A 3,305-nucleotide genomic window follows, 5' to 3' on the forward strand; every position below is an offset into this window, starting at 1 on the left:
TTAAAGAAAGCCGCATCATTGATGCGGCTTTTTTGCATCTAAAGATCCTAGCGTACCTCCATCCCCCTCACCTTTCTAATCGCTCATTCAGTACAGAAACTCTCAGTCTTAATTTTCTTGTAAAACAATTAGGCTTTACTCTTTTGATTTAGCTTTAATCGCCCAACGACATGTCGAAACCTTTCTAGCGAGCTTGCTACTTGTGTTATCTAAGAGTGAACCAACTAAGCGCCAGAATGGCTCTGTTGATGACTTAACCTGGGTGATATACAGTTTCACTCTTTATCGAAACTATCCACTATAATAGCCCCCATAGACGCGGGCATTGATATAACAATGACACGTTTAAACGAGACTATTGGATCGCTTAATAGAGGCAACTTATCCAAACATGTCAGGACCAAAGCAACTACCAACGCCGTCATAGCATAAGCAATAACAATTCTGAAAATAAACACCGGCATGCGCGCAACAACATTTTTTTGAAAGACACTTTCATAAGTATAAAAGCCTAAGAACACAGCTGATAATAAAAATAGCAGCAACAGATTAGCAGTAGGCAAAGTCTCCCCTAACTTCCAGGCTTCTTCGGAAAAAGAAATCGGTACAGCCAAAGCAAAAGATCCTACAAAGATCTGACTGGCATCTTCAAAGTTAAAGCTTAATTTCATAGTTCGCCCCATTAGCTTTTAAGGCTTTATCTATTTGTTAAAATAATCACTAAAATATCACCCGATGATCTTTTTTTGAGTCTATTCTTACCAAGTGAACGATAACGCCCTTCTAGCTTAATATTAGTCGCAATAGCCAAAACATAGCTTGAATTAACCAGCAAGAAATCAATATGTTCAGAGTAAAGTGGTCAACATAACTAATTCATATCGAGTCAACAAACACATCAGAGTAGAAAAGAGACCGGTAAACATCTCCTAAGATACCTGAACCTAGAGCCAGAGAGTCTCGATCTGATTGGATAATAAATATCACTGCACGAATACGAGAAATTCTCTATTTCTTAGCATATGTATCCCACCGGCACCAATTTGGGCCCTTAATCTAGCGACTTTCTCCTTCAACCTGAAATATAGTCCAATTCCCCTTTGAGATACTTTTCAAACAGGGTGCTCAATACAATTAAGAGTGGTTTAAGCTTAATGAATAACAAGAGGATGAAGTCACCTCATTAAGGGCTATAGCGCTCTTAGCAGAAACATCCATGATCGATTCCTAATTACACATCAGAAGTACCCTCTAGATTCACAGAGAAAAACAGAAGTCAGGTATCGTAGACGAAGGGCTGTTAACTAATACTAAAGTGCACTCGCTTGATAAAGCAAACATCTGCGAACGCAGGGCACATAGGATGAGTTGTAAGCCTTATATAACTTCGATATTGAATGGATACAGCTGAGTCAGAACAGTCTCATTAACCTGACTTACAACGTCGCATAGCTCGAGTATTTGAGTGCTAAGCTTAAAGCTATATGCGTTTGTGAAACACATGCTCGTTTCAAATAACAACTGGTGTAGAAAATACAAATAAAAAGACTCTAATCGTAGAGTTAGACTTTCTAATAAATAACAGAATAATGGGACACGTTAACTAGGCGTCATGGGTTACGCGCAAACCTTGTGTAAAAGTCATTCAATGGAAGGGCGAACACTATAATTTAGATGCAAAAAGCCCCGCGATTTCTAGCGAGACTTCTTATAAATGGTGGAGTGCTTGGGGTCGCAGGCGACCGGGACTCGTTGCTCGAAGACAAAATTATCGTATCCAGAAACGACGAAAGCCTAGTCATAAGACTAGGCTTTCTAATAAGTGGCGGAGTGGACGGGACTCGAACCCGCGACCCCCGGCGTGACAGGCCGGTATTCTAACCAACTGAACTACCACTCCGCAGTGTCTATTCAGCATAATGCAATTTAAGCCTGACGATGTCCTACTCTCACATGGGGAAGCCCCACACTACCATCGGCGCTATTGTGTTTCACTTCTGAGTTCGGCATGGAATCAGGTGGGTCCACAATGCTATGGTCGTCAAACAAATTCTGTTGTTAACTCGATAAATCGAATCAACTAAATAGTGGTGCTGATACCCAGACTCGAACTGGGGACCTCACCCTTACCAAGGGTGCGCTCTACCGGGCTGAGCTATATCAGCAGTTCTAGAACCGTTTAAAAACGACTCTAAAAATTTAAAGCCTGGCGATGTCCTACTCTCACATGGGGAAGCCCCACACTACCATCGGCGCTATTGTGTTTCACTTCTGAGTTCGGCATGGAATCAGGTGGGTCCACAATGCTATGGTCGCCAAGCAAATTTTAAAATTCGGAAAGCTGTTAAATTCTCATTAAACTCATTCAAGCGTTTGGTATTTCTTTGAGTCCACAAAACCCCTTGGGTGTTGTATGGTTAAGCCTCACGGGCAATTAGTACAGGTTAGCTCAATGCCTCGCAGCACTTACACACCCTGCCTATCAACGTCGTAGTCTACGACAACCCTTTAGGACACTTATAGTGCCAGGGAAAACTCATCTCAAGGCTCGCTTCCCGCTTAGATGCTTTCAGCGGTTATCGATTCCGAACTTAGCTACCGGGCAATGCCATTGGCATGACAACCCGAACACCAGAGGTTCGTCCACTCCGGTCCTCTCGTACTAGGAGCAGCCCCTTTCAATTTTCCAACGCCCACGGCAGATAGGGACCGAACTGTCTCACGACGTTCTAAACCCAGCTCGCGTACCACTTTAAATGGCGAACAGCCATACCCTTGGGACCGACTTCAGCCCCAGGATGTGATGAGCCGACATCGAGGTGCCAAACACCGCCGTCGATATGAACTCTTGGGCGGTATCAGCCTGTTATCCCCGGAGTACCTTTTATCCGTTGAGCGATGGCCCTTCCATTCAGAACCACCGGATCACTATGACCTGCTTTCGCACCTGCTCGAATTGTCATTCTCGCAGTCAAGCGGGCTTATGCCATTGCACTAACCACACGATGTCCAACCGTGTTTAGCCCACCTTCGTGCTCCTCCGTTACTCTTTGGGAGGAGACCGCCCCAGTCAAACTACCCACCAGGCACTGTCCGTAATCCCGATTCAGGGACCAACGTTAGAACATCAAAACTACAAGGGTGGTATTTCAAGGACGACTCCATCACATCTAGCGACGCAATTTCATAGTCTCCCACCTATCCTACACATGTAGGTTCAATGTTCAGTGCCAAGCTGTAGTAAAGGTTCACGGGGTCTTTCCGTCTAGCCGCGGGTACACTGCATCTTCACAGCGATTTCAATT

1 protein-coding gene, 2 tRNA genes, 2 rRNA genes and 1 other annotated feature are annotated in these 3,305 nt (G+C 44.3%); all 5 genes read right to left on the reverse strand.

The annotated features are described in order from the left end of the window. Positions 1-275: 275 nt before the first annotated feature. Positions 276-671: a DUF2391 family protein gene (locus MED222_RS07540; RefSeq protein WP_009847710.1), complete on the reverse strand. Its 396-nt coding sequence runs from the start codon at positions 669-671 to the stop codon at positions 276-278. Positions 672-1,823: 1,152 nt separating this feature from the next. Next, positions 1,824-1,900, reverse strand: a tRNA-Asp gene (locus MED222_RS07535). Between the two features lie 30 nt (positions 1,901-1,930). Further along, positions 1,931-2,046 (reverse strand): 5S ribosomal RNA (rrf, locus tag MED222_RS07530). 42 nt (positions 2,047-2,088) lie between these two features. After that, a tRNA-Thr gene (locus tag MED222_RS07525) sits at positions 2,089-2,165 on the reverse strand. Positions 2,166-2,204: 39 nt separating this feature from the next. After that, positions 2,205-2,320, reverse strand: a 5S ribosomal RNA gene (gene rrf / locus MED222_RS07520). A 106-nt stretch (positions 2,321-2,426) separates the two neighbouring features. Further along, positions 2,427-3,300, reverse strand: a sequence feature (23S ribosomal RNA rRNA prediction is too short). Positions 3,301-3,305: the final 5 nt, after the last annotated feature.

The sequence above is a fragment of the Vibrio sp. MED222 genome (assembly GCF_000153005.1).
Lineage (GTDB): Bacteria > Pseudomonadota > Gammaproteobacteria > Enterobacterales > Vibrionaceae > Vibrio > Vibrio tasmaniensis_A.

Coding starts and splice junctions, on each gene's coding strand:
- MED222_RS07540 (WP_009847710.1), bottom strand. CDS start 671: ATGAAATTAAGCTTTAACTTTGAAGATGCCAGTCAGATCTTTGTAGGA.